Raw genomic sequence first — 25,214 nt, 5'->3', positions numbered from 1 at the left:
TCTACAAGCAGCAACTACATCTTTACAATCTTCTTCACCAGTTGTTTTCCTGGTCCGCTTAGCACCAACAAATACATCCCGGGCCGGATATCGCCCAGTTGTATTTCAAACTGCTGCCGGCCGTCCAGTCGCTCTGCCTTTATAGACTTTCCTGCCGTATCATGAATTTCCGCTTTCAGCCAATGTGCGGCGGTGCTTACATACACAACAGCGCCCGCAGGGTTAGGATAGATGTTCACGCCATCTGTTTTATCCTCGTTTACATTTGCGCTTATCATTTTCCGTAATGTGCTGCCCGTGCTGCATACGAGCATGGGGCGCCGGGTAGTATCGCTGTTTTCACGCGAAGTAAAGATGGCGTCGGTAGTAGCGCCTGCCAGCCCGGATACCAGTTTTAAGGTAAGTACGCCATCTGCAGCCTGCTGCGAGAGCGCGATATTGGTAACATCCCATTCTGCATAATTCCCGGCGCTACGGCCCAGGATGGTATCTACCGCACTGGTGGCGGCGGGCATATTATTGTAGGTGATGCCGGTTTCCGTCCAGTTGTCGTTGCTCACATATTGCGCAATCCAGGGCACGGTGGCAATACCGGTATTGGCATAGTTCACGTACATCCGCAGCTTTACCTGGTTGGTACCTGCCGGCAGCGCGCCTACATTAAATTTCAGGAATACTTCCCTGGTATAACTTACAGTGGCATCCTGTTTCAGTACCAGTGATTCTGCGCCATAGTTCACGCTACCGTAAACGGAGCCGCCTCTTACATAGGCGTCGGCTACTGCAGGGATAACAGCTGCGGTGTACACCGGCGTCTGGTTACCGACATGGTAAGTGGCGGAGGAACCGGCATAGGGACCGGAAGGCAGGCTGGCCACCAGCTGCCGTGTTTGCGGTATACCGGGCAGGTTCAGCAGGATGGTTACCGGGGAAGATGATTGTGATGGATCTGCAACGGATACTTTAACATCGGAAGTACCTGCATCGCGCAGCATCAGGGTACATGGGCGGTCTACCGTAATTGTCACTGAATCTCTATGGAAGGTGCCTGCCTGGTAGAATACCATTTGCCGGATATTCAGCCCGCGGTGATATACCACCTGCATGGCGGCGGTATTCTGCTCAATGCGCACGGCACTGGTATCATACGTGGCCATATTCTGTCCTGGCAATACATAATAGGCGTAAGTATCATTCGTAGGCGCGTTACCGTGGTTGAACCACAACTGGAACACATCCATGTTCTGTACAGTGGTAGTGCCGCCGTTGTTGATACTTTTCCAAGTGCCGGATTGCGATTGCATGCTGAGCTGCACCTGGCCCCCGGAAGGAAAGTAATAGCTGATGCCATTATGCGTGATCCATTTCAGGGTATTGTTATAACTGTAAGTGCCATTGGTAATGGTGCTTACGGCGCCGTTTACATTTGCGGATACGGACCCGTTAAGCAAACACTGGTTCACCGTGGTATTGATGGGTTGGGTGGCGGTGGAGCTGATGCCGGCGCCAAGACAAACCACTTCATTATCAAAAAAGAACCAGGCTTTACGCGCCTGCGTATTGTAATCGGAGAACTGGAGCGCGGAAACGCCGTACAGCGAGTCGGAAACGCCGCCGGCAAACGTGGTGGTGCCGAAGTTCACGCCCCAGGGCGTACGCAGCGGGATGGTGGTGATATATGGAACGGTAGTGCCGGGTATCCTGCTCCAGTCCCATACAGCAGGAATATTGTAATACTCGCTGCCATTGGCGGCAATATGGGTGGAACCGTCTGACAGGTAATATCCTTTCAGGTTTTCGCCATTCCCGTTTTCCTGTTTGGCGGTACGGGTGGAGGTCATATGCAGGCCGAACAGGTAGCCGCTGCGGTGATGCAGGGTATAATCCGAACGCCAGAAGTGGGAGTGAAGGGCAGGAAGCAGGTAACCTGGCGCCTGTGTACCATTCAGCCTGGCTATGTTTTCATTGTATTCAGCAACATGGGTAGTATCCAGCACTTTGAGTTTTTCCAGGTGGGCAGTAACGCCAACGGCTAAATTATTTACACGGCTGATGCTGCGCCCATTTGTGCCATAATCGATATAGCGCCCCCGCATCGCTTTGAGGAAACCGTTCCGCACAAAATTGCTGAACACGGATAAGCGGGCGCCGGAGAGCGCATACGGCGTACCACGGAGATAATAGGCCACCTTGGTTTCGCCTTCTACAAATACGGAACCATAACCAAAGAAATACAATTGCGGCCCATGCTGATGGTACGATAGGTCGTGCTGGATGCCCTCGTTGGTGGTGAGCACCAGTGGATAAAATACCTGGTCCACGCTGTATTGCATCAGGGAATCGTTGGCGGTGAGGCAGGCCCGGTACATGAAATGTGTAGCCACGTCGAGTTTGTTGGCCCCGGTCTGACTGGTGGGGTTGCCGCGGTTCATTTGTGTGAGCAGCGCATTACGCAGGCTGCCCAGGCTTTGCGGCGCCGTATCCAGCAGGATCAGGATCTCGCCGATGCGTTGGGGATTGGAGATCTGGTTGTGGTACCAGTTCCAGCTTTGCGGATCGGTGGTGTTCCAATACGTGAGACTGCTCACTATAGCCGTGAAAAGGGCGCTGCTATGATAATACGTACTGGCAGATTTCGTATAGGCCTGCGCGAAAGTTTTTACCCGGTTGATGTGCACATCCGCGGTATAGGTGGTGGAACTGTAGGCATAGCTCACATCCGGCCATGAACCGTCGGATTGCAGGGTAGCCAGCGTGCTGGCTACATTGTTGTCCAGCGTGGTGGTGTTGCTGGCCTGCGACAGCAGCTCCTGCCGGATACGGTCCATGATAGTGGTGTAGGTGGTTTGCGCCCATACAACAGGCGTAAGGCCAAACAGCCCGAAAAGGAGGAGTAAAAGTCTGATTTTCATAACAGTGGATTTGTAACAAATCTAACGATCCCCGCCTGCCGGATGGGGTGGTTTTTCCGAGTAAATGGGGGGATTTTTCACAAATCAGGAGCTTCCGCAAACTCAGAAGGCGTTTTTCCGAATTGTTTTTTGAACTCACGGCTGAAATATTTCCGGTCGTTGTACCCCACCATATAAGCCACCTGGTACACGGTATGTTGCCGGGTACGTATCAGTGCGGCCGCTTTTTTCAGTCGCAGCGATTTTACAAAATCGTTCACCGACATATTGGTGACGGCCTTCAGTTTTTTGTACAGCACCGGCTGGCTCATGGCTACCTTGCGGGCCAGCATTTCCACGCCGAATTCGGGGTCGTCCATATGTTCTTCCACCAGTGCCATTACTTTTTCCAGGAAGGCGTTGTCCAGGCTGTTGGGCAAAGCATCCGGTATGACTGCCGCTGTTTGCAGCTGCCGGCTGAAATGTTCCCGTATTTTTTCCCGGGAGGCAATGAGGTTCCTTACATTGAGCGCCAGTACTTTGGTACTGAAAGGTTTGGTGAGATAGAGGTCGGCCCCGGTTTCAAGCCCGCTTACATGGTCTGTCTGAGAGCTTTTGGCGGTAAGCAGTACCACGGGAATATGACTGGTGCGCTCATCTGTTTTGAGGGCCTGGCATAGCTGCAGTCCGTCCATTTCCGGCATCATTACGTCGCTGATCACGATGTCGGGGAGCTGTGCAGTGGCGGTGGCCAGGCCATCGGCCCCGTTTACGCTTTCCAGCACCAGGTACTGGTCCCGGAAGGTTTGGCTGATGAGGGCCCGCAGTTCGGGATTGTCTTCCACAATATGAATGGTGAAAGGTTGTAGTGTACCCGTTACCGTGATACCCGGTTCTTCCGGTGCAACGGTTGGTTTTGCCAGCGGGGCGGGAGCGGGAGGGGCGCCGCCCACCACATGTTGGGAGCCTTCAAAATGTTTGGCGCCGGCAGGCAGCGACACAGTGAAGCAGGTACGCCCTTCTTTTTCCGGTGTGGAGGGTTCGCTTTCTACCGTGAGCGTACCTTTATGTTGCTCTACAATATTTTTGGACAACGCCAGTCCTATGCCGTATCCTGTATTCTGTAAGCCATGATCCTGTACCTGGAAGAAGTTGGTGAACAGTTTGTCGAGATACGCGGGGGCAATACCGCGGCCATTGTCGGTTACCGTGATCACGGTATTTTGCCGGGAAGCCGTTACATGCAGCTGGATGCGGCCGCCATCGGGTGTGAATTTAAATGCGTTGCTGAGCAGGTTAAAGAATACTTTTTCCAGCTGTTCCCGGTCAAAATAAACCCACGCATGTTCTACCTCATGCCGGAACACCATGGTGATATTCCGGTTGAGCGATATTTCCCGGAAGCTGGTATATATATGATCCAGGAAGGGGATCAGGTCCTGTTCCTGTACATGCAATCTAAGATGATTGGTTTCTGCTTTGCGGAAGTCCATCAATTCATTCACCAGTTTCAGCAGCCGGTCGGCATTGTTCCTTAACTGCAATAATGTAGACTGCAGCGGGTCATCTTTCTTCAGCACATCCATCATTTTCTCCACCGGCACCAGCAGGAAGGTAAGGTGGGTACGTATTTCATGAGATACGTGTGTGAAGAAGTTAAGTTTCACCTGGTGCAGTTCTTCTTCTTTGCGCAGCAGGGCCCAAAGGAAAAAGAACCGGGTAACGAAGAAGAACAACAGGATCAGGCATAACAGGTAAATGGCGTAGGCCCACCAGGTTTGCCAGAATGGAGGCAGGATGGTGATCTCCATTTTTGCAGGTTCGCTCCAGATACCATCATTGTTGGCGCCTTTCACCCAGAAGGTATAATGACCTGACGACAGGTTCGTGTAAGTTACCGCAGGATTATCGGTTTCTATCCAGTCGCGGTCCGCACCTTCCAGCCGGTACGCATAGCGGTTCTTACTGCTTTTTACATAATTGAGCAAGGCAAATTCCAGTGTAAACACTTCCTGGTTGTGGTGGAACCGCAGGGCTTTGGTGTAACTGATATCCTGTTCCAGCAACCCGTTCTGCTGCCCGATGCCTACCAGGTTGTTGAACAGGCGAAGACCGGTAAAGCGCATGGGAGCGGGATGGGTGTTGGTGATGATCTTGTTGGGAAAGAAACTGGTGATACCGTTATATCCGCCAAAGAGAAATTCGCCCCGGCTATCGCGTAAAAAAGAATTGTAATTAAATACATTCCCGGCAATGCCGTCCCTGGTAGTATAGGTCCGGAAACTGTTGCGGGCAGGATCAAAACGCACCAGTCCATTATATGTGCTGATCCATAAATAATGCTGGTCATCTTCCAGCAACCCAATGATATTATCATTCGGCAGGCCGTCTTTTTCAGTATAGCGTACCTGTTGTACCAGGTTGGAATCGTATTTGATCAGCCCTCCGAAGTACATGCTCACCCAGATGTTGTGCTTTGAATCCTCCTGGATGGAATTAACATATCCCTGTTGAATTACCCGCATGGAGTCGCCTTCAAATACATACAGGTAGCTGATGGTGCCTACCAGGATGCGGTGGCGGGAATCTTCAAAAATATAACGGACAGACTGATGCGTGGCTATGCCCGTAAGTGCGGAATCGGCCCGCTTTTCCAGCTCATGGCCTTTACGGTGATAAAGTTGAAGCAGGTTGTTGGTGCCTATCCAGAACCTGTCCTTGCTGTCTTCCAGCAGGGCGGTTACTTCCCGGGAGAAAGTATTGGCATCTTTGGTATTAAAGAAGAAGCGTTTGAAGCCGCCGTTCTCCAGCAGGTTCAAACCGCCGCCGTGAGTAGCGGTCCATATATTATGATCCTTATCTTCATACACTACTTTCACCAGGTTAGAGCCGAGGCTGGAAGGATTACCCGCATCGTGTTTATAACGGGTGAAGCTGCCGGTGGCGCGGTTAAAATACATCAGGCCACCGCCTTCCGTGCCGATCCAGTAATTATGTCGGGCATCTTCATGGATACTGCTGATCACATTATTGCTGATGCCGTTCAGCAGGGGATGCTGCTGCCAGTCCGTGAACGGGGAACCATAAGGATGTACAATGTTTACACCGCCAAAATAGGTGCCCATCCAGATAGAGCCGTTGTTATCTTCATAAATGCTATGAACGGAATTCTGGCTGAGACTATTACTCCTGCCGGAGTTTTGCTGGTAATGGCGGCTGCTCATATTCGCCGGGTCTATGATGCTGATACCTTCCTGCGTGCCTACCCACATATTGCCGGTTTTATCGCGCAGTATCCGTCTTACTATATTATTGACAATGCCTGGTTGGGCCAGCAATGAAAAATGCCCGGTGGCAGGGTCATATATATTGATACCACCTGTTTGGGTGGCAATCCACAATTTGCCGGAGGGATCTTCCGTGATGGAAGTGATGAAGTTCATGGCAAGACCGGAAGGTTGCCCGTCTTCATGCCGGAAGGTAGTGAAGTTATCACCGCTCATCTTTGTGAGCCCGTTATTGGTACCTATCCAGAGGTTGCCTTTTTTATCTTCATACACGCAACGCACCACATAGCCCGCGATCTTTCCCGGGGTAAAGAATTCCTGTTTGTTGCCCTGTCGCATATAAAGCCCGTTGTTGGCGCCAAACCAGTGCCGGCCTTTGGTATCTTCATACACACAATTGATGCTGATGGGAATGGAAGGATCAAGTAAGATGCGTTCAAAGCGGTCCTGTACCGGGTCATATTTTGCCAGGCCGGCGGTAGTGCCAATCCACAGCACATTTTGCCGGTCGCGGTACAGGCTCATTACCTGGTTGCCTGGCAGGGAGCTGCTGTCGTCTCCCCGGTGGCGGTATATTTTAAAGCGGTGCCCATCATATCGGCTGAGGCCATAGTTGGTGCCGAACCAGAGGAATCCCTGTTGATCCTGTGAAATGGATAAGACGGCGTTGTGCGATAACCCGTCTTCTACGGTGAGATGACTGAACGTTATATCCTGCCCGCTGCTTTTGATAAAAACAGCGAGGATCAGCAGGCATAAGAGCGGGAAGCACCTCAAAATCATTCGCTAATATAAGCATTGTATTCACCCGAAAGGGTGTTTTTTATAAATTTCAGTCTTTTACTATTTTGATAATCAGCAGGTTGAAGGAGGATTTATAAAATTCCCCCCAATCATTTATGATTATCCCCCTGCTATCCGGACTGGTTATCACATATTTGTGCATCAACCGTATTTCCGCACAATTCCACAATTATTATGAAAAAGAGATGCCAATCAACCAGTAAGGGAGGAGCGTCGAGCTTTGCCTTTAATTACTTTTTTACGGGAGTCATGTGGATCTTATTTATCCCGCTTTCCCTTTTTGCACAACAGAAAAAAACGGTGTCAGGTACGGTAAGTGCCAAAGACGGTACGCCGCTGATCGGGGTCACTGTAATGGTAAAGAATACGAAAACCGGTACCAGTACCGATGGGAGCGGCCGCTTCACTATTTCCGCAGCTCCGGGAGCTACGTTGGTATTCACGTTTATCGGTTTCGCAAAAACGGAACAGCTGTTAGATGCCAGAACAGAATATAATGTGCGGATGAGCGAACAGGCCGGCACGCTCAACGATGTGGTGGTAGTAGGATATGCTACCCAGCAGCGTAAAGACCTGACCGGTTCTGTAGGGAGTGTGAACATGAAAGACTTTGAGAAGGCGCCGGTAAAGTCGTTCGACGAAGCGCTGGCAGGCAGGGTAGCAGGAGTAGCGGTAGCAAGTAATGATGGACAGCCTGGCTCCATTTCCAATATCGTGATCCGCGGTGCGGGCTCCATCACACAAGATAATTCCCCGCTGTATGTGATCGATGGTTTCCCAACGGAAAGCTCTAATGCCAACGCGATCAGTCCTGCCGATATTGAATCCATCGACGTATTAAAAGATGCTTCCGCCACCGCCATCTACGGCGCCCGTGGTTCCAACGGCGTTATTCTCATCACCACAAAGAAAGGTAAATCAGGTGCGCCACAGGTAACATATAACGGTTATTACGGCTGGCAGCAGGTGCCTAACAAGATCCGGTTAATGGATGCCTACGAGTTTGTGAGGTATGTGGGAGATATAAATCCCGGCATTTATGATTCCGTGTACCTGGCCGGTGGCGCCAAGTTGGACGATTACCGTAACAAGGAATCCATTGACATGCAGAATTTTATTTACCAGGTAGGCCAGAATCAGAACCACGACATTGCCGTGCGCGGTGGAAATGATAAAACCCGGTATTCACTCTCCGGTAACTTTAATAACCAGAAGGGCATCATTATCAACGGTGGTTTTAAGCGCTACCAGGGCCGGTTTTCATTGGATCAGACGGTGAGCAGTAAACTGAAGGTAGGGATCAATGCCAACTACGCCTACAATGAAAGTTATGGTATCCCGGTATCAGCCACTAATTTCTACGCATCTGCCACCACGCTTTATTCGGTATGGGGATTCCGGCCCACCACCAGTATTAATGGGCGCGACAGCGGTGTGAACCTGGTAGATGAGTTTTATGACCCGGGCAATGAACTGGCCAATAACCAGGATTACCGCGTGAACCCCTTACAGAATATCCAGAACCAGTATACCATGAACAGGGTGAATAACCTGTTTGCCAACGCATACGCAGAATACGCCATCACCAAAGACCTTACTTTACGTATAGCCGGTGGTATCAATACCGTGAATACGGAGATCGATATCTTCAACAATTCCAAAACGCAGTCCGGCAGTAAATGGAATTCCAATGGCGTGAACGGCAGCGTAGATTTCCGGCCCACCTCTTTGTGGCGTTCAGAGAACGCGCTTACCTACCGCAAAAGCTGGAATAAGCTGCATCACCTCACCGTGCTCGGTGTATTTGAAGCACAGGGCTATAAAAATTCGCAACGCAGGTTCTCCGCAAACCAGATCCCGAATGAAGACCTGGGTATGGATGCCATTGACCTGGCAGCGCCGGCCAATACCTCGCTGTTGTCGCTCAGCTCCCGCTGGACCATGGGCTCCGGTGCTTTGCGCGTGAACTACGATTACGACTCAAAATATCTTTTCGCCGCCTCTGTCCGTGCAGATGGCTCTTCCAAGTTTGCCGCCGGTAATAAATGGGGGTATTTTCCCGCTGTATCAGCAGCATGGCGTTTCAGCAGCGAAGCGTTTATGAAAGAGGTAAAGTTCATTACCGATGCAAAGATCAGGCTGGGGTATGGCGCATCGGGCAATAACCGGGTGAGCGACTTTGCCTATCTTCCACAATTACAACTCACCAATAATCAATACTGGTATTCCTCGGGCAATGGTCCTTTAGGTATCGGCGCCGTAATGGTTTCTTCCGGTAATACCAACCTGCGCTGGGAAACCAACGAACAAACCAATATCGGTTTAGATATGGCTTTCCTGAAAAACCGGCTTACGCTTACTGTTGATGCTTATATACGCACCACCAAAGACCTCCTGCTGGATGCCGCATTGCCCTATGCGCACGGAGTAGAGAGCGCAAAGGGATTCAAGAACGTAGGCCGGTTGCAGAACAAGGGACTGGAGATCTCCGTTTCCGGCGTGATTGCAGATAGTAAGAATTTCAGCTGGAACAGCAGCTTTAACATCAGCTTTAATAAAAACAAAATACAATCGCTGGCAGAAGGACAGCAATCTATCCTTTCCGGTTCCGGTACTTTTTTCAATACCACCTACTCCGGCCTGTTTCCTTATATTTCAGTGATAGGACGACCGTTGGGAGAAATGTACGGGCTGGTGTTTGATGGCGTATACCAATACAGTGATTTTGATGCGATGCCTAACGGCACTTACCTGTTAAAACCGGATGTGCCTACCAATGGCGCAGCACGTAACGCCATCCGCCCGGGCGATATTAAATACAAAGACCTGAACGGGGATCTGCAGGTGAACAACCAGGACTACACTATTATCGGCAGCGGTTTGCCTAAGCATACCGGCGGCTTCAGTAACGATTTCCGTTACCGCAATTTTGATCTGAACATATTACTGCAATGGTCTTATGGTAACGATATCATTAATGCCAACCGCTATGTGTTTGAAGGCGGCATTGTAAACAATCCGAATCTTAACCAGTTTGCCACTTACGCCAACCGCTGGACGCCCACGAATCCCAGCAATACCTTGTTCCGTGCAGGCGGTATGGGAAATGCGGCTTATTCTTCCCGTGTAATTGAGGATGGCTCTTACCTGAAACTGAGAACGGTTTCCCTGGGATACAATGTGCCCGGCGCCCTGCTGAAGCGTGCGAAAATAAAGAATGTACGCATTTATGGCGCCGCACAGAATATTTATACATGGACGAAGTACTCCGGTATGGACCCGGAAGTGAGCGGCAGGCCGGGCAACCTTACCCCGGGTTTTGATTATGCCGTTTACCCGCACTCGTTGTCTTATGTGACCGGTTTAAATGTAACCTTCTAAAATGATGAACATGAAACGTATTTGCATCCTGGCATGTATAGCAATAGCAGGATTTACTTCCTGCAAAAAATTCCTCGATACAAAACCGACGGATTTTTATACCACCGATAATTATTACGGAACAGAAGCGCAGCTGCAGCAGGGACTGAATGGCGTGTACGGCGACCTGATGCGCCCTGAGCTGTATGCACAGGTGATGGGCTTCAACTTTGTATCCACTACAGATGAAGTAATGTCGAACCGCACAGCAGACGGAGATGCGCGCGGGCTCCGTTATAATTATGATGCTTCCCTGGTACATATCGCCAACATATGGCGCTATGCCTATGTGGGCATCAATAACCTCAATACTTTGCTGGATAATATCAATAAGCCTGCAATGGATGAAGGGCGCAGGAATATCATCAAAGGGCAGGCATTGTTCCTCCGCGGGTTCCTGTATTTTATTCTTACCAGTAATTATGGAGATGTGCCGGTAGTGCTCCACACGCCTGCTATAGACGACGTAAACATTCCTCCTGTTAAGCAGGCGGATGTATATGCACAGGTGGAAAAGGATATGAAAGAAGCAGAAACACTGCTGAAAGATTATACGGTCGCCCAGGCGAAATTCAATGACGTGGTAACGCTCACCGCCGTGCAGGCCATGCTGGCGCGCGTGTATCTTTACTGGGCAGGTTACCCGCAGAACAACACCGCCAAATACCGGGACGTGATCACTTATACAGATAAAGTGATCCAGTCCGGTTTGCATGCGCTGAACCCTGATTACCGCCAGGTATTCATCAATCTTGCTACCGACCAGTACGATGTAAGAGAGAATATCTGGGAGCTGGGCTCTCTCGGCGCCGCCGCCGGCGTAGTAAATAAATCAGGCAATGATATCGGTAACTTTGTGGGCATACAATCCACGCTCACTGCACTGGATTCCACGTCCTACAACTCCGCGGCATGGGTATGGGTTACAAAGAAACTGTTCGATTCCTATGAAACAGACCCCAACAGCACTGCCGGTCCTAATAAGCCTTCACTGGATATACGCCGCGACTGGAACTGCGCCAACTACATTTACAGCGGTACCAATCCCCGTGTAAAAGCAGCCCGGCCCAATCCCTGGCAGATGTGCGCCGGTAAGTTCAGGAGAGAATATGTGCCGCAGGCAATCCGCAACACCAATGGGGTAGGCGGTACCTATAATATCAACTGGCCCATGATCCGTTATTCCGATGTGCTGCTGATGCGCGCAGAAGCAGAGAACTACGTGAACGGGCCAACGAACGCGTATACTTATATTAACCAGGTAAGAAAAAGAGGATATGGGTTGATGAATGGCAATGTAGTAAAATCTATTATCATGACGAATACCGGTAGCGGCTACACGAAAGCGCCTGCAGTGAGCATCACCGGCGGTGGCGGTAATGGCGCTACCGGTACGGCCATCATTGCAGAAGGGAAGGTAACCGGTATTTACCTGAACAGCCCCGGCGCCTTAACTGCAGGGTCTTACTATACCTCCGCACCTGTTGTAGTAATAGGCACTTTCTGGACGCCTGGTATCAGCTATGCAGCTGGCACACAGGTCACTAATAACGGTAACGTATATACGGTAACAACGGCCGGTACTTCTACCAATACAGCGCCAACAAATACATCCGGCGCATCCGATGCTGCAGTAACCGGTGCGGTATTTACCTATGCCGGTGAGGCCGCCACAGCAACGGCTGCTATTACCATTGGCAACGAATCTGATCTTACACCTGGTCTTAGTAAGGACGCATTCCAGCTGGCCATCCGTGATGAAAGAATGCGGGAGCTGTGCTTTGAAGCAGTAAGGAAAGCGGATCTCATCCGCTGGGGAAATTTTGTGGCAGACATGCAGAACTTCGCTGCATGGGCCACCTCCAATGGGGCAGGCGTTACTTCCACCGGTAATCCCAACGGTTTACAGGGAGTACGTAATGTGAGCGCACGGCACGTTATGTTGCCCAAGCCTACTTATGAGCTCAATCTTAACCGCTTACTGGTACAAAACGAAGGCTGGTAAATCTAAAAAAACAAACATGAAAAAATCATTCCTCATACTGGTATCTTTCTTTGCAGTGGCCTGTTCCAAAACATTGGAAGTAGATTCACCGGATTTTAATGTAACTCTTGATCCTGCGCGGTTGATAGCTGATACTTTCACCTATCGCCTGGGCGATACCACCCGTTTTAAATTCAATGGTACAGTAGGTAATATCACCTTCTATTCGGGTGAGCCCGGCAAGCGTTACGATGGCCGCACCGCTGCTTATAAACTGGGTCGCATCACCCTTAGCTTTTCTTCAAAATCAGAATTTGGTACCCAAAAGAATACCCTGCAGGTGCTGGCCACCAACAAGCTGGCCGGCCTCGACTCCGCAACGGTAGTGAATGCTGCATGGACGGATATCAGTAACCGCGGCGCATTGGCCACCAGCGCTACGGTAGTGCCTTTCGGCACTGCCGACCTGACAGACCTGCTGGCCAATGAAAACGATTCGCTCTTTATTGCTTTCCGGTACAGCGGCGTAACCGGGTCAACACAGCGCACCTGGACGATCACCGAACTGGCAGTGAACAATGTATTGCCGGAAAAAACGGTGCTGTTAAGCTCTTTCTCAACAGACGTAGCTTACTGGACGCGTTATGGCAGTGTATGGAACCCATCCAACGGGCGTTGGACGGCATCCGCCTCCGATCTCAAAATCACCGGCGGTGGCGGCAGTGCGGCTTCCAATACCAGCTGGGTGGTTACCAAACCACTGTATGCAGGCCGTGTTCCGGGAGATGTAGCCACAGGCATCAAAAGCATCAACGAACCGGATAAAGCCGAATATGCATACGTATATCCCGCCCCGGGGGTGTACAAGGCTACTTTTGTAGCATTTAACCACACGCTGGATGAAGACAAACGTGTAATAAGGGAATTTATCATAAAAGTGACACCATAGCACATGAAACCATTGCTTTATCTTATTCTCACCGCCGGGCTTACCGTCTGGAACGGCGGCGGTGAGAAAGACTTTGTAGACAGTAATGCAGGCTTTGCGAGGCAACAGCTGAAGCATATGCTGAAGGATACGGAATCGCGCGAGCCACTGGCTTTTCCACGTACAACCAATAAAGAGGGAAAAATGATCACTACCTCTATGTACGATTGGACGCCCGGTTTTTTCCCGGGCTCGCTCTGGTATGCCTATGAGCAAACCAAGGATCCCGTATGGCAGCAGGAGGCCGTTAAATGGACGGAGAAACTGGAACCGCTGAAAGATTTTACCCAACACCACGATCTCGGTTTCATGATGTATTGCAGTTATGGCAATGCTTACCGCCTTACCGGCAATAAAGCATACCGCGATATCCTGATCCAGGGCGCCCGCTCACTCAGCACGCGCTTTAATCCAATAACCCGGAGCATTAAATCCTGGAATGCTTTCAAATCATGGCATGGCCAGCAGATGTATTACTACCCTGTGATCATCGATAACCTGATGAACCTGGAACTGCTGTTCTTTGCTTCCAGGGAAACCGGCGATACCAGCTTCCGCCACATAGCGGTGAGCCATGCTGAAACAGCCATGCACAACCAGGTACGGCCCGATTACAGCTCCTATCACGTTGTATGTTATGATACCACCAATGGTAAGGTATTGGCCCGCGAAACCGCACAGGGCTATGCAGACAATTCCACCTGGTCGCGCGGGCAGGCATGGGGCATCTATGGCTTTACCATGATCTACCGGGAAACGCATGATCCGCGTTTTCTCAAAACCGCCGCCGGTATGGCGGATTGGTTCCTGGATAATAAAAATCTTCCGGAAGACAAAGTTCCTTATTGGGACTTTAATGCAGCAGAAGCAGGATATAAGCCAGGCATACGTTCCAATGCCAACAACATAAAAACAAAGTATCGCGATGTTTCGGCAGCAGCTATTGTGTCGTCTGCATTATTTGAACTGAGTGGTTATGTAGATAAAAACAAGGGAGAGCAATACCGTAAAGCGGCCATCGCCATACTGCATTCGCTGGCAAGTGCCGCGTACAGGGCGCCGGAAGGGAAGAACGGTAATTTTATGCTGATGCATAGCGTAGGAAGCATCCCGCATAATGCAGAGATCGATGTGCCGCTGGTGTATGCTGACTATTACTTTATGGAAGCACTGGAGCGCTACAGGGCTTCACTTGATTGAGTAAGATAAACATAGTATAAAGAAGAACAGGCGCCTGGTTATCCGGGCGCCTGTTCTTTTAGTGTTATTTACTGCCGTCGTTTTACTACTTTTACGACAAGAGGGAACAGGGTTTACTCACATGCCAGAGCGACTACATACTGATAAGGAACTGCTGCAAATGATCTCGGAAGGCGACGAAGCCGCTTTCCGCAGTTTTTTCCATGCATGGCAGGGCAGGTTGTTCCATTATATCCGTACCATCATCAAATCTCCGCAGGTGGCGGAAGAAGTGGTGATGGACGTACTCACCAAATGCTGGGTGGGAAGAGAGCTGCTGCCCCGTATTGAGCATCTCGAGGCTTTTATGTTCCGTGTTGCCTACCACCGCGCTATTGACTTCCTGCGTGCTGCCAGCCGGAATCCGCAGCTGGTAGACCTCCTGTGGGAAGAGATCCAGATGGCGGATGCCACGGAAGCCGACAACCAGGTAATGATAAAAGAATATGAAACAAAACTCCGGGAAGCAATTGGCTTGCTCAGCTCTCAGCGCCGGAAAGTATACCAGCTAAGCCGGGAGGAAGGGCTTTCCCATAAAGAAATCGCCGGGCGGCTGTCCCTTTCCAGGCACACTGTCAACAATCATATCACCGAAGCCCAACGGTTCATCCAGCAATACCTGGCCGATCATCTTAACCTGGTGATGGTATTTACCCTCCTGCATGTGGTTTCAGAAAAAGTGTAGATTTTTTTTCAGATCGATTAGTTATTCCTCCTTTTTCCAGCGTCTGGCTATTAAAGGCAGCTATTCCCTGCCATCCACGTATGAATGAAACAGATAACAGGGTAACCTTCCTGTTCGAACGTTATGTTACCAACACCTGCACGCGCGAAGAGCTGGAAGAGCTGCTGGCAGCCGTGAAGCAAAGATCTTCGGACGACGCCCTGCGCCTGGCTATGGAACAGCACTGGCGCAATAGTCGCGGTGCAGCAGGCATCCCGGATGCCGAAGCCAAACTGGAACATCTTCTCATCAATACACGCCTGCCTGCAGATCAGCAGGAGGAGGAAAGCCGCACTCCGGTTATCCCGGTACGCAGGGTATACCGCTGGCGTTACGCTGTCGCTGCTGTAGTAGCATTGGGACTGGGCGCTATGGGATACCTTTACCTGCAACGATCACCCACTCCTTCCGCCATAGCTCATCACAACATCTTAAAACAAGATGTACCACCCGGAGGCAATAAAGCCATGCTCACCCTGGCGGATGGCTCCACCGTGGCGCTGGACAGCGCCTCCGGGCGCGTGATGCAGCAGGGCAATACCTCCATCCATCTGCAGAACGGCCGGCTGCAATATGATGTAAACGGCGCAACTGCTGCGGCGGGATTCAATACCCTGGCCACGCCCCGCGGCGGACAATACCAGCTGGTGCTGCCAGATGGTTCCAAAGTATGGCTGAACGCGGATTCCAGGCTGAAATATCCCACGGCGTTTGTTGGAAAGGAAAGGGTAGTAGAGCTGAAAGGACAAGGATATTTCGAGATCGCAAAGAAAGCAGGACAGCCGTTCAAAGTACGCGTTTATAATCTGGAAGTGCTGGCGCTGGGCACCAGCTTTGACATCATGGCCTATGATGATGAACGTACCATGAACGCCACCCTGCTGGATGGCGCCGTAAAAGTAAGCGTGAACAGGGAAGCAACACTTTTGCAACCCGGGCAACAAGCCGCTGTTGTTCGCGGCGCTGACGCCATTGCTGTCAGCAAGGTGAACACGGACCACGTGATTGCCTGGAAAAACGGCTACTTCTCTTTTGTGGACGCGGATATCCAAACTATTATGCGACAGCTTTCCCGTTGGTACAACGTAGAGGTAAGCTATGCCGGCGGTGTGCCGCAGGGAATCTTCTCCGGGGAGATCGGGAAAGGTCTAACCCTGGCGCAGGCGCTGCAAACGCTGGAGCAGGCAAGGGTGCATTTTAAAATAGAGCATGACAGGCATATCATCATACTGCCGGAATAAATAAGTAAATAAACCTATCAACCAATCTTCCATGTTATGTACAAATTAATGCTATCGCTATTCTTGTTTTTTTTCCTGAAAGCTACTGCCGTCTGTAACTCCCAGCAAATCACCTTCAGCGGGAAAAATGTTCCGCTGGAAAAGATGTTTGCCGTGATCAAACAACAGACAGGTTACGTATTCTTTCATCGCAACGAGGACATGGCCGCGGCCCAACCAGTCACCGTTACCTTTAATAACACACCGCTGGAAACAGCGCTGAAGATGATGCTGAAAGACCAGCCACTGCGTTATTCTTTGCAGGGCAATACAGTGGTCATCAGCCGTAAAACAACATCGCCCGCGCAGCAGGGATCGGGGCAACCCGTCATCGACAACTTACAGGGCAAAGTGGTGAATGAAAAAGGTGAGCCAATACCCGGGGCCACTGTGCAGGTGAAAGGCACCGGTCGCGGCACCACCACAAATGTAAATGGTGCATTCACCCTCACTAATGTACCGGAGAAGGCCGTGCTGTTAGTTTCCGCGCTGGGGCTCAAATCAAAGGAAATCACTTTGTCCGCAGGTCAGAATAACATCACCGTTATCCTGGAAGGCGATACAGAAGCCCTGGGAGAAGTAGTGGTAGTAGGTTACGGCCAGGTAAGAAAGAGTGATCTCACCGGTTCCGTTGCTTCTATACCCGTGGGAGAAATCAGGAAAGTAGCCGTTACTTCACTGGACCAGGCTTTGCAGGGAAGAGCCGCCGGCGTGCAGGTAACACAGAACTCCGGCGCTCCAGGCTCCTCCACCACTATCCGTATCCGTGGCGGTAACTCCATACAGGGCGACAACGAGCCGCTGTACGTGATAGATGGTATTCCCTTCAAAAATGCCGGCGTAAGCACTGGCTCCGCCTTTAACGTGTTGAGTACTCTCAACCCGGCAGATATTGAATCCATCAATATCCTGAAAGATGCTTCTTCCACAGCCATCTATGGCTCCAGGGGAGCCAACGGCGTAGTGATCATTACTACCAAAAGAGGAAAAGCGGGTAAATCTGTTATTAATTTTGATACCTACTACGGCACGCAGAACATACGCCGGAAATACCCGGTGCTGAACGGAAGCGAGTACGCACAGCTTGTCAATGAAGCCAATACCAATGATGGCCTGCCTGCCGTATACACACCAGACCAGGTAACAGCTTTTGGTAAAGGTACCGACTGGCAGGACGAAATACTCCGCACAGCTCCCATCGCCAATTACCAGTTATCTGTTAGTGGTGGGGATGAAAAAACGCAATACGCCTTGTCCGCTGGCTATTTCACTCAACAGGGGATCATCAAAGGATCTGACTTTAACAGGTATTCCTTTCGCGTAAATATCGACCGGAAGCTAACCAGCAAGATCAAGATAGGCAACAGCCTCACCGTGAGTCGCACGGCGAGTAACCAGGCCAAGTCTGATGGCAACCTGGGCTCTGCCGGTCTGGCAACAATGGCTGCGCTGCAGTTTCCTCCACTTCTTACCCCATACGATAAGGATGGTAAATACCTGATTAATGATCCCAAGCTTACTTTCCCGGCAGATAACCCGGTAGCATTGGTGCAGGATTCCAGGAACCGCAATACCGCCTACCGTGTTTTCGGTAATGTGTTCGGCGAATACGAAATACTCGAAGGACTTAGCCTGCGGGTGATGTTCGGCGCGGACGCCATTCTGCAAAAGCAAGATAATTACCTCCCGCGAAGTGTGGCCAGTGGCCTCTCCCAGGGTGGTGTAGCCTATATCTACAATGAACAGAACATTACCTGGCTGAATGAGAATACCCTTACTTATACGAAAAGATTCAACCAGGTGCACAGCATTACTGCCCTGGTAGGTTATACCCAACAGGTAAACCACACAGAATACAATTCTTCATCTGCCCGCAGCTTTGTAAATGATAACCTGGGCTCAGGCAACCTGGGGGCAGGCGCCATTCCTGTGACCCCTTCTTCAGGCATTGGCGAATGGGGGCTGGAGTCTTACCTGGGCAGGGTGAATTATGGCTATCGCGATAAGTATTTAATCACCGCTTCTTTTCGTGCGGATGGATCTTCCCGGTTTGGCGCCAACAAGCGCTTCGGCTTTTTCCCTTCTGCCGCACTGGCATGGCGGGCGAGCGAAGAGCCTTTCCTGAAAAGCGTGAAACAGATCAGCGAATTGAAAGTCAGGGCTACCTATGGTACCACTGGTAACCAGGATGGTATCGGTAACTATCCCGCCTTCTCGTTGTTGGGTACCCAGAATTATGTGCTGGGCAACACAGTGGCCACCGGTATTGGCCCCAACCAGATCGCCAATCCGGACCTCTCCTGGGAAACCACCTCGCAGGCCGACCTGGGCGTTGACATTTCCCTGTTCAACAGCAGGATCAGTCTCACAGCAGACGCCTATCTGAAAAGAACCAGGAACCTGTTGCTGAATGTAACTATCCCCAGCACCTCCGGCTATTCCAGCGCTTATAAGAACCTGGGCCAGGTGGAGAACAAGGGGATAGAGCTTAGCCTTTCCACGGTGAACCTTGACGGCGCTTTCAAATGGACTACGGATATCAACTATGTGATCAATCGTAACAAAGTGCTGGACATTGGGGGCGCTCCGCAGATATTTGCCGGAGAAGTGGCTAACATTGCGCAGAATGTCAACTCCGGTATTATCCGTGTAGGTCAGCCACTGGGCTCTTTCTACGGCTATGTAACCGATGGTATTTACCAGTCTGCAGAAGAACTGTCCGCACTGGCGGATCCGAATGCGAAGAAACCAGGCGACCGCAGGTACAAGGATTTAAACAACGACAAGAAAATAGACGATGCAGACCGTACCATTATTGGTAATGTTCAGCCCAAATTTGCGGGTGGCATCAGCAACACCTTCTCCTACGGCGGGTTTGACCTCAGCGTTTTTTTTCAGGGCGTGTATGGCAACAAGATCCTGAACGCGAATCGGTTTGAGCTGGAGTATCTCAACGGCACCATCAACCAGGACCGGGATATGCTTGATCGCTGGACGCCAACGCATACCAATACGGACATTCCACGCGCCACTAATGCGCGTCCTACAAACCGTATCTCTACACGACAGATTGAGGACGGCTCCTATCTGCGGCTTAAGAACCTGCAGCTGGGCTACAACCTGCCCGCTTCCGTACTGAATGCCATTAAGGTGCATTCCATACGTGCATACGCGAGCGTACAGAATCTTGTTACCTGGACAAAATACAGCGGCTATGACCCCGAGGTGAACCGCTTTGGGCAGGACAGCCGCAGCCAGGGTTTCGACTACGGCAGCTATCCAACCGCAAGGACCGTGCTTTTTGGGTTAAATGTCAGCTTCTAACAAAAATATTTCTGTATATGCAAAAGTTCATTCTTTTTTTACTGTTGATAGCAGGTATATCCTGCGGAAAGCTAAACGAGGTGCCGCAGTCCAGCTTTACACCAGCCAATTTCTACAAGAATGCGGACGACGCAAAGGCGGCCGTTAATTCCGTATATGACCTGCTGAACACCCCCAGCCTGTATAACCAATCTATGTGGGTACTGATGGATCAGGCTACGGACGATGCCGAATGGGGCGGTGGTCGCTCTACGGTGAACCAGTCCAAGAACGATCTGGACAAATATACTTTCACGCCGGCTACCACTACTTTCCAGGTGGTATGGAGCGCGTGCTACCAGGGCATCAACCGCGCCAACACCGTGCTGGGGCGGGTACCAGCCATTTCTATGGATGATGCGCTCAAAACACGCCTGCTGGCTGAAACAAAATTTATGAGAGGTTTTTACTATTTTACTTTGGTGCGGTTATTCGGCGGTGTGCCGGTGGTATTGCAGGAAACCAACTCACTCAGTGACCTGGCAGTATCCCGGAAAACGGTAGACGAAGTATACCAGCAGATCGTAGCAGATTTTACTGATGCAGAGAAAGCGCTGCCGGCATCCTATACGGGCGCCGACAAAGGCAGGGCCACCAAAGGTGCGGCAACAGCTTTCCTGGCGAAGGTTTACCTGACCCGGCAGGACTGGGCAAAAGCCTCCGCCAAGTGCAAGGAAGTAATAGACCTGGGTGTGTATGACCTCTGGACTAATTTTGCAGATGCATTTGCTATTGCCAACAAGAACGGTAAAGAAGCGGTATTTGAAGTGCAGGCGCTGGGAGGCGGCGTAGGAGAGGGCAGCTTCATGCAGGGTTATATGCGGCCTGGTTTCGATAAGGTAAATGGTGTTTCAGGCTTTGGCGACGATCCTCCTACAAAGAACCTGTATGATGCCTATAGCCTGGCGGACAAGCGCAGGGATGTGACCATCAGGCTTTATTCTGCCACTACCACACCTCCGGCGCCGGCTAATATTCTTTTCCCGGGATATATATGTAAATACCTGGACCCTTCCGCCACAGCTACAGGGGAAGGCAGCAACAACTATCCCATTATCCGGTATGCAGATGTGCTGCTGATGTACGCCGAAGCGCTGAATGAGCAGGCCGCTGGTAACGTGGAAGCCTATACGGCAATTAACCGGGTGAGGGGAAGGGCCGGTCTTGCAGACCTGCTGCCCGGGTTGAGCCAGGGCGCATTCCGCGACAGCGTGCTGCTGGAAAGACGCCTGGAGCTGGCCTTTGAAGGGCATCGCTGGTACGACCTCGTGAGGACCAAACGGCTGGCCAGCGCGATGAAAGCGCAGAATGCAAGTATTGTTGTCCTGGAAAAACATAACCTGTATCCCATCCCTCAAACAGAGCGGGATGTAAATAAGAACCTGACACAAAACCCTGATTATTGATAATGCATCGCAGAACATTTTTACAAACAGGTTTGCTCACTACATCGGCAGCTTTCCAGGAAAAATACTTTTCCTGGAAGGATGCCGTGAAACCATTGCCGGCAGTAGATCCGCAGGTGATCAATGCAGGTGTTGGCGGCAACAATACCATTGACCTGCTAAAACGGATCGACCAGGATTGTTTATCGCACCGGCCTGACCTTACCGTTCTGATGGCAGGTACCAACGACATGAACAGCGTGAAGTATGTGCCGTTACCGCAATATGAGGCGAATGTCCGCAGTATGGTTAAACAGATCCTGAACATCAACAGCCAGGTGCTGCTGATGACCATCCTGCCAGCTTACGAGCCTTACCTGTTCACCCGCCACAAGAAGGAGTTCTACGAGCCTGAAGGGTACCAGGAGCGGAACCGGCAGGTGAATAATGTGATCCGTAAAATCGCGGCAGACAATAAACTACCGGTACTGGACATGCACCATGTTTTTGAAAAAACAGGTAATATAGGTACCGATGCGGATAGCCTTCTCCGTAATGAAGCTAACAGCGGGAAAACGGATGGCTTGCATCCCACTCCCGAAGGATACCGCCTGATGGGCGTTGTGGTGTATGAGGCGATCATGCAGTTGCAGCTGCCGCATAGCAAAGTGGTTTGTTTTGGAGATAGTATTACATTGGGCGATGGCGGCGTATCCGGTAGAAGTTATCCCGCCACCCTCAAAAGATTGCTTGGTTCCTGAAAAAATAAATTATGAAGAAATTCCTCGTTAGCATTGCTGTATCCGTTTACTCCTTATCCGCAGTTGCTGTGCCGGTTCCCGCGAAAATGACGGCTGACGTTATTATTTATGGCGGCACCTCCGCGGCTGTTATTGCTGCCGTGCAGGTGAAAAAAATGGGCAGGTCTGTCATCATTGTATCTCCGGACACACACCTGGGCGGCCTTTCCTCGGGGGGCCTGGGCTTTACCGATACCGGCAACAAATCCGTTATAGGCGGGTTGTCGCGTGAGTTCTACCACCGCGTATACCAGCACTACCAGCAGCCCGATGCCTGGCATTGGCAGCAACAGCAGGAATACGGCAACAAAGGCCAGGGAACAGTAGCGATGGACGGCGCAGAACGCACCATGTGGATCTTTGAGCCGCATGTAGCGGAACAGGTGTTTGAAGATTTTATAAAAGAAAACAAGATCACGGTATACCGGGATGAATGGCTGGACCGCGAAAAAGGGCTGATCAAAAAAGATGGTAACATCACAACCTTCACCACTCTCAGCGGGAAAACCTTTGCCGGCAAAATGTTCATTGACGCCACCTATGAAGGCGACCTCATGGCTGCTGCCGGTGTTAGCTACCACGTGGGCCGTGAAGCCAACAGCGTGTACGGTGAGCAATGGAACGGTATCCAGGTGGGTGTGCTGCACCACGGCCATCACTTTAAAACAAACATCAGCCCCTACAAAATAGCGGGCGATTCCTCCAGTGGGCTGCTACCCCTCGTTTCCGGCGATGACCCCGGTAAAAAAGGCGATGGCGATAAACGGATACAGGCTTACTGCTTCCGTTTGTGCCTCACCAATGACCCCCGCAACAGGGTGCCCTTTGAACGGCCTAACGGCTACGACTCTACGCAGTATGAACTGCTGGTGCGTGTATTCAATTCCGGTTGGCGGGAAACCTTCAATAAGTTCGATCCCATTCCCAACCACAAAACAGACGTGAATAACCACGGCCCTTTCAGCATGGATAACATCGGGATGAACTATGATTACCCGGATGCTTCTTATGAAAGAAGGACAGCCATTATCAAAGAGCATGAACAATACCAGAAAGGGCTGTTGTATTTCATCGCCCACGATCCCCGCATACCATCAGACGTACAGGATGCCATGAACAAATGGGGCCTGTCTGCCGACGAGTTTAAGGATAACGGCAACTGGCCGCACCAGCTGTATATCCGTGAAGCACGGCGCATGACGGGTATGAGCGTAATGACGGAGAACGAAGTACTGGGCAAACGCCCGGTGAGCCAGTCCGTAGGCATGGGCTCCTACACGCTGGACGCGCACAATGCACAGCGTTATGTAAAACCCGACGGCTTTGTGCAGAATGAAGGCGATATAGGCGTGGACGCTAAGCAGCCTTACCGGATCTCCTATGGCGCTATTGTGCCGAAGAAAGGAGAATGTGGGAACTTGCTGGTGCCGGTATGTATGTCCAGCTCGCATATTGCCTTTGGTTCCATCCGCATGGAGCCGGTGTTTATGATCCTTGGCCAGAGCGCCGCCACCGCTGCGGTACAGGCCATAGCCGATAAAAAAACGGTGCAGGATATCAGTTATGAAAAGCTGCGGGCACAGTTGATGAAAGACAAGCAGCGGCTGGAGTAGTAAATAAAAAAGGAGGGAGTCTTTCTATGTTGAAAAACTCCCTCTTTTTAGTGTTACTTATTACCGTCCTCTTTTTTGCGTGGTCCCTGGCTTTTTCTATATGCCTTCAGCTCGTCTTTGTCGAGATAAGTATCCTTGTTGGTATCAATAGCGGTGAAGTTTTCGCTTAATTTGGAAAGCCGCTTATTATCTTTCGCCGCTGCATCCACTTCCGCTTTACTGAGTTTACCATCCCCGTCTGTATCAATCTTCTTAAAAAATCCTTCACGGTCGTGCTGCTGTGGTTGTTGCGCGTAAGTTTTTACAGAAACCAGTGTTGTCATTAACAAACCTGCTACAAGAAAATGCTTCATCATAATTGTGTGTTTTTAGTTTTGAATGAATTAATATTCCCGGTGTAACCCAGGAATCGGTTCAGCATATTTTTTTTAGATGGCGGGAGGGAATGGAAGTTTAAGGGGGAGAAGAGGATGGTAAGTAGTTGCAGGATAAGTTGGCGCCTGGTATGGCTTGATAATATTGGGTTTAGGGGTGTTTGAACGGTTGGGGTTCTTAACACTGTTTAACGTTGGTTAGTAGTAATTAACGGTTGGGGGAGGGGGGAAGTTGGGTTGAGAAGGAATACAGGGGTTGTTATAAGTAAATTTGTGCTCCAGTATTTACCTAAAATCCAAAAATAAAGTCAATTGGTCACAAACCTGGAATGGATCAGCTGCAGGTTGATGAATTCATTAATTCGATCATGAAAAATATAATTGAAGTATTAAATAGTCATTTTAAGATTCTTCAGATAGTTATTGAAAATTTTACCATTTTGGACAGCAATTTGGAAGTTCTTATAAAAATTAATTCAGCACAGTTTGGTATAAAGACTATAGCTTTTGAGAATGTGTCTGGTATTAATGTAAATTCGGAGTATTATTTTTGTTCAGATAAATCTTCTATAATTATAGAGGATTTATCTGGTGTACAAATGGAGGGTATTAAGTACCGGGTTGCTATTGCGGAGAATTCAATGACCTTTTATTGTAAGTATATTACTTTGAAAGATTAGACTGCCAGGATGTGGTAAATCTGGGTTTAACAGCTTATTCATTAATTCCTTAATTTCTACGTTATAGCTGTGATGTCTCTGATACTTGCGTCTTATGACGATTTTTTAAATGAGAATAATTTGGAAAATGATGATAGATGGGATGAAAATAAATCCATACTGGAATCTGAGAGAGTAATTTTTGCAGATTTGATAAATTATTGGTCGTTGTATAATGAAGTAGATGAAGATAATCTTTTTCGAATAACCTCTCTTGTGAGAGGCATAAAATTAGAATGAAATTGCTGCACTTGCAGGGATGGTGATGTAATAACTGTAACCACTATTTTTTAGCGCATTGGTCTTCGTATTTATTCAACAGAATGACGCCATGGAATTAAGT

The 25,214-nt window shown here is 50.1% G+C and carries 14 protein-coding genes; 11 read left to right on the top strand and 3 right to left on the bottom strand.

Annotation, left to right across the window (positions count from 1 at the left end):
- Window positions 1-14: 14 nt before the first annotated feature.
- Together VIM72_RS04300 and VIM72_RS04295 are read right to left on the bottom strand one after the other, a co-directional pair.
- Window positions 15-2,912 carry a polysaccharide lyase family 8 super-sandwich domain-containing protein gene (locus VIM72_RS04300; protein WP_332001632.1) on the bottom strand — a complete coding sequence of 966 codons (2,898 nt, stop codon included), beginning with the start codon at window positions 2,910-2,912 and terminating at the stop codon, window positions 15-17.
- Window positions 2,913-2,989: 77 nt separating this feature from the next.
- On the bottom strand, window positions 2,990-6,961 hold the full coding sequence (locus VIM72_RS04295; protein ID WP_332001631.1) for a hybrid sensor histidine kinase/response regulator transcription factor: 3,972 nt from the start codon (window positions 6,959-6,961) through the stop codon (window positions 2,990-2,992).
- A gap of 195 nt (window positions 6,962-7,156) precedes the next feature.
- Here VIM72_RS04295 and VIM72_RS04290 point away from each other — a divergent pair, with 195 nt between their 5' ends.
- From VIM72_RS04290 to VIM72_RS04245, 10 genes are all read left to right on the top strand, one after another.
- On the top strand, window positions 7,157-10,363 hold the full coding sequence (locus VIM72_RS04290; RefSeq protein ID WP_332001630.1) for a TonB-dependent receptor: 3,207 nt from the start codon (window positions 7,157-7,159) through the stop codon (window positions 10,361-10,363).
- A gap of 10 nt (window positions 10,364-10,373) precedes the next feature.
- Window positions 10,374-12,407, top strand: a complete 2,034-nt coding sequence (locus VIM72_RS04285; RefSeq protein ID WP_332001629.1) for a RagB/SusD family nutrient uptake outer membrane protein — start codon at window positions 10,374-10,376, stop codon at window positions 12,405-12,407.
- Window positions 12,408-12,423: 16 nt separating this feature from the next.
- Window positions 12,424-13,335: a DUF5017 domain-containing protein gene (locus tag VIM72_RS04280; RefSeq protein WP_332001628.1), complete on the top strand. Its 912-nt coding sequence runs from the start codon at window positions 12,424-12,426 to the stop codon at window positions 13,333-13,335.
- A gap of 3 nt (window positions 13,336-13,338) precedes the next feature.
- Window positions 13,339-14,574 (top strand): glycosyl hydrolase family 88, encoded by a 1,236-nt coding sequence (locus VIM72_RS04275; protein WP_332001627.1) that lies wholly within the window; start codon window positions 13,339-13,341, stop codon window positions 14,572-14,574.
- A 121-nt stretch (window positions 14,575-14,695) separates the two neighbouring features.
- On the top strand, window positions 14,696-15,298 hold the full coding sequence (locus tag VIM72_RS04270; protein WP_332001626.1) for an RNA polymerase sigma factor: 603 nt from the start codon (window positions 14,696-14,698) through the stop codon (window positions 15,296-15,298).
- An 80-nt stretch (window positions 15,299-15,378) separates the two neighbouring features.
- Entirely contained in the window at window positions 15,379-16,578 is a 1,200-nt protein-coding gene (locus VIM72_RS04265) for a FecR family protein (RefSeq protein ID WP_332001625.1), read from the top strand.
- A gap of 48 nt (window positions 16,579-16,626) precedes the next feature.
- A complete protein-coding gene (locus VIM72_RS04260) occupies window positions 16,627-19,941 on the top strand; it encodes a TonB-dependent receptor (protein ID WP_332001624.1) in 3,315 nt (1,104 codons plus the stop codon).
- A 17-nt stretch (window positions 19,942-19,958) separates the two neighbouring features.
- Window positions 19,959-21,386: a RagB/SusD family nutrient uptake outer membrane protein gene (locus tag VIM72_RS04255; protein WP_332001623.1), complete on the top strand. Its 1,428-nt coding sequence runs from the start codon at window positions 19,959-19,961 to the stop codon at window positions 21,384-21,386.
- Between the two features lie 2 nt (window positions 21,387-21,388).
- Window positions 21,389-22,126, top strand: a complete 738-nt coding sequence (locus VIM72_RS04250; RefSeq protein ID WP_332001622.1) for a GDSL-type esterase/lipase family protein — start codon at window positions 21,389-21,391, stop codon at window positions 22,124-22,126.
- An 11-nt stretch (window positions 22,127-22,137) separates the two neighbouring features.
- Window positions 22,138-23,778, top strand: a complete 1,641-nt coding sequence (locus VIM72_RS04245; protein ID WP_332001621.1) for an FAD-dependent oxidoreductase — start codon at window positions 22,138-22,140, stop codon at window positions 23,776-23,778.
- 53 nt (window positions 23,779-23,831) lie between these two features.
- Here VIM72_RS04245 and VIM72_RS04240 read toward each other — a convergent pair whose 3' ends face one another.
- On the bottom strand, window positions 23,832-24,134 hold the full coding sequence (locus VIM72_RS04240; protein WP_332001620.1) for a hypothetical protein: 303 nt from the start codon (window positions 24,132-24,134) through the stop codon (window positions 23,832-23,834).
- 386 nt (window positions 24,135-24,520) lie between these two features.
- Here VIM72_RS04240 and VIM72_RS04235 point away from each other — a divergent pair, with 386 nt between their 5' ends.
- Window positions 24,521-24,832 carry a hypothetical protein gene (locus VIM72_RS04235; RefSeq protein WP_332001619.1) on the top strand — a complete coding sequence of 104 codons (312 nt, stop codon included), beginning with the start codon at window positions 24,521-24,523 and terminating at the stop codon, window positions 24,830-24,832.
- Window positions 24,833-25,214: the final 382 nt, after the last annotated feature.

The organism is Chitinophaga sp. (assembly GCF_036569185.1).
Classification (GTDB): domain Bacteria; phylum Bacteroidota; class Bacteroidia; order Chitinophagales; family Chitinophagaceae; genus Chitinophaga.
This window is presented reverse-complemented; position numbering and strand designations above follow the sequence as displayed.